Annotated in this window: 3 protein-coding genes; 2 read left to right on the forward strand and 1 reads right to left on the reverse strand. The window is 77.8% G+C overall.

The features are described 5' to 3' along the window. Positions 1-48: 48 nt before the first annotated feature. A complete protein-coding gene (locus ABZ641_RS29795; protein WP_344623574.1) occupies positions 49-936 on the reverse strand; it encodes an S-methyl-5'-thioadenosine phosphorylase in 888 nt (295 codons plus the stop codon). Between the two features lie 221 nt (positions 937-1,157). Between ABZ641_RS29795 and ABZ641_RS29800 the strand changes: the two genes are divergently transcribed. Beyond that, positions 1,158-1,889, forward strand: coding sequence for an alpha/beta fold hydrolase (locus tag ABZ641_RS29800; RefSeq protein ID WP_359986741.1), 732 nt, complete (start codon positions 1,158-1,160; stop codon positions 1,887-1,889). 235 nt (positions 1,890-2,124) lie between these two features. After that, on the forward strand, positions 2,125-3,469 hold a 1,345-nt coding region (locus tag ABZ641_RS29805; protein ID WP_359986744.1), incomplete at its 3' end, for a hypothetical protein.

Raw genomic sequence — 3,469 nt, forward strand, 5'->3', positions numbered from 1 at the left:
GGCGCCCGCGCGGCGCGCCCCTGCGTGCGGAGGCGGGTGCGGAGCCGGTCACCCGGCGGCGGGCGGCTCGGGGACGCCGGCCAGCCCGGTCTCCAGGCCGTCGAGGGCGTGCGAGCAGACGCAGTCCCGCGCGGCCGGCAGGTCGGCCACCGCCTTGAACAGCACCGTGCGCAGCCGGTCCACGTTGCGGGCGAAGACCTCCAGCACCTCGGCGTGGGTGACGCCCTCGCCGGTCTCCACCCCCGCGTCCAGATCGGTGACCAGCGCCAACGAGGTGTAGCAGAGCCCGAGTTCGCGGGCGAGCACGGCCTCCGGATGGCCGGTCATGCCGACCACCGACCAGCCGTTGGCGGTGAACCAGCGGGACTCCGCGCGGGTGGAGAAGCGCGGCCCCTCGATGACCACCAGGGTGCCGCCGTCGACCGGCTCCCAGGCGTTGGCGCGGGCGGCGGCCAGCGCGGCCCGCCGGCCGTCCGGGCAGTACGGGTCCGCCATCGAGACGTGCACCACCTCCGGCAGCGAGCCGTCCGGCAGCGGCAGTCCGTCGTAGAAGGTCTGGGCCCGGCCGAGGGTCCGGTCGACGAACTGGTCCGGCACCAGCAGCGTGCCCGGGCCGTACTCGGTGCGCAGCCCGCCGACCGCGCACGGCCCGAGCACCTGCCGCACCCCGAGGGAGTGCAGCGCCCACAGGTTGGCCCGGTAGTTGATCCGGTGCGGCGGCAGGGTGTGCCCGCGGCCGTGCCGCGGCAGGAAGGCGACGCTGCGGCCCGCCACCTCGCCGAGGAAGACCGAGTCGCTCGGCGGCCCGTACGGGGTCTGCACGGTGACCTCGGTGACGTCGTCGAGCAGCGCGTACAGGCCGGAACCGCCGATCACGCCGATCTCGGCCCGGGCGGGGGCGCCCGTGGCGGGCGGGATCGAGGGGGCGTCAGGCATGGCCTCTCCTTCGGGGGTGACGGTCTCTCGTCGGACGGCTGCCGGCCGGAACCGCGGCCGGCCGGCGTCCCCAACCCTACGAGCCGCGGGGCCGCACCGACGGGACGGACGCCGAACGGTCCGCGGACGGCGCACCCGCCGGCGCCGGCGGCCGGGCCGTCCTCCCGGCCGCTCCGCGGCGCCGCGTACAGTGACAGCCTCGGCTGACAGGAGTGACGGCGATGGACGGACAGGCGGTCCCGGGGGCACCCGGCCACCGGGCGCTGGTGTGGCGCGAGCGGCCCGAGGCACCCGCCGCCGCGGTGCTGGTGCTGCACGGCGGCCAGGAGGCGGGCCTGCACCGGCCCGGCCCGGTCAACCTGCCCGGGCTGCGGATGCGCCCCTTCGCCCGGGCCGTGGAGAAGGCCACCGCCGGCGCGGGAGTGGCGGTCGGCGTCGTCCGCTACCGCTGCCGCGGCTGGAACGGCGAGCGCGCCGACGCCGCCCAAGACACCCTCGCCGCCCTGGAGGAGCTCGCCGAGGAACTCGGCCCGGTGCCGACCGTGCTGATCGGCCACTCGATGGGCGGCCGCGCCGCCCTGCGGGCCGGCGGGCACCCCTGTGTGACCGGCGTGGTCGCACTCGCCCCCTGGTGCCCCGACGACGAGCCGTGCGAGCACCTGACCGGCCGCCGTCTGCTGATGCTGCACGGCGACCTGGACCGGGTCACCGCGCCGGACGCCACCCTGCGCTTCGCCGGCCGGGCCCGCGGCGCCGGCGCCCGGGCGGCCGGCTACCGGGTGGCGGGCAGCGGTCACACCCTGCTGCGCCGGGCCGGCGACTGGCACCGCGCGACCGCCGAACTCACCGCCGGCCTGCTGGGGTTGCGCGACCTCCCGCCGGACGTGGCGGCCGCCCTCGACCTGCCGGCCTCGGCCGACGGCGGACTCCTGCTCGCCCTCGCCCACCGCTGACCGTCCGCCGTCCGGGGCCCCGCACGGAAAGCGTTGTGCGGACCCTGGGCGCGGCCCTGCGGCGGCGCTACATTGTGCCGGCCGTCCCCTCGCACACCCCGCGGGAGCACCTCCCCACGGGCACGGGTGCGCCGGGGCGCGTGGGGCACAAGGGCACTTCCACGGGCCGGCGCGGCCGGGCACGGCACGTCCTGATGGCGCGGGACGCCCCGAACGGGGCGGAGGGGCGGCGGCGATGGGTTCTGCGGTCCGGACGGGAGCGGCCGGCGTGCTGGGCGGCAAGACCGCCGCCGCGGTGGCGGCCGGGGCCCTGGTGCTCACCGGCGCGGTCGGCGCCGGCGTGTGGTGGGCGAGGACGGAGCCGCAGCTGCGGGTGGTGCAGCGCAACGCGCAGGTGGCGCTGGAGGCCGGCGGGCAGCGGACGGCGGTGGCGGGCTGTGCCGCGAACGAGACGGCGCTCGGCGGCGGGTACGCCGTCGACGGCGCCGGCTACGCCACCACCAGCGAGTTCGTCGGCAGCAGCGCGTGGCTGGCGGCCGCGTACAACCCGGGCAGCGCGCCGGTCACCCTCACCGTGTACGCGCTGTGCGTGAACGCGCCGGTGGAGTTCGCGCCGCGCGGCGGCTACACCCGGCGGGCGCTGGCCTTCCGGGACCGCGTGGACAAGGTGACCGCCGGTGCCGACGGCCGGATCCACGACCTGACCACGGACGGCCCCTGGGCCGGGCTGGCCGGCTCCGCGCTCGGCACGGACACCTGCATCCCCGGATTCACCATGACCGGCATGGAGTTCCGGGCCGACCGGGCCGTCACCGGGCACGGCGCGGCCCCGCTGCCGCTGGAGCGGCTCGCCCCGCTCGACGGCTCCGGCACCGCCCCGTTCTCCTGGGTGGCCTCGGTCAATCCCGGGACCCGACTCGCGTCCCGCACCTACCCGTTGCAGAGCAGCGACAGTGTCGAACGCCGGACCAGGATCGAGGACCCGCAGCCGCCGCAGGCCAACTACGCGGTCGGCGTCCGGGCGATCTGCGCCAAGCTGAAGGACGTCTCCGTGGTGACCGCGCAGGCCGCCGTCGCGGCCGGCGGCACGGCCGAACTCACCGTGCGGTGCCCGAAGAAGACCTTCGCGGTGGGCGGCGGTTTCGGCTTCACCGTGGCCTCCGCGGGCGGCGGCGCCCGTCCGCAGCCGTACTTCGGCGACGGCCTGCTGTACGCCTCCGCGGACGGACCGCCGCCCGGCAGCTCCGGGCACGTCGTCCGGGAGTGGCACCTCGCCGGACGCAACGAGCAGACCGCCGGCACCCAGTTCCACGACTCGGTGTGGATCGAGCACCGCAGCCGCGAAGAGCTCACCGGCAACGGCTACTTCGACTCGCGGGCGCGCGGCGCCGACGACCAGGAGCTCCGCGGCGCCACCGTGCCGGCGAGCCAGCAGATCACGGCCGTCGCGGTCTGCGGCACGGTCGACGCCCCGCCCACCCGGCCGGGCCCGACGGTGACCGCGGCCGCCCCGGCCGTGCCGCCGCCCTCCTGGGACGTCCCGACCGTCCCGGGCCTGCCGACCCCGGCGACGGCCGGGC

The organism is Kitasatospora sp. NPDC007106, from assembly GCF_040634455.1.
In the GTDB taxonomy this organism is placed as follows: Bacteria; Actinomycetota; Actinomycetes; order Streptomycetales; family Streptomycetaceae; genus Kitasatospora; species Kitasatospora arboriphila.

Bases quoted from the DNA above. Each gene is read 5' to 3' on its own strand.
- ABZ641_RS29800 (WP_359986741.1), top strand. From the start codon at position 1,158: ATGGACGGACAGGCGGTCCCGGGGGCACCCGGCCACCGGGCGCTGGTG.
- ABZ641_RS29795 (WP_344623574.1), bottom strand. From the start codon at position 936: ATGCCTGACGCCCCCTCGATCCCGCCCGCCACGGGCGCCCCCGCCCGG.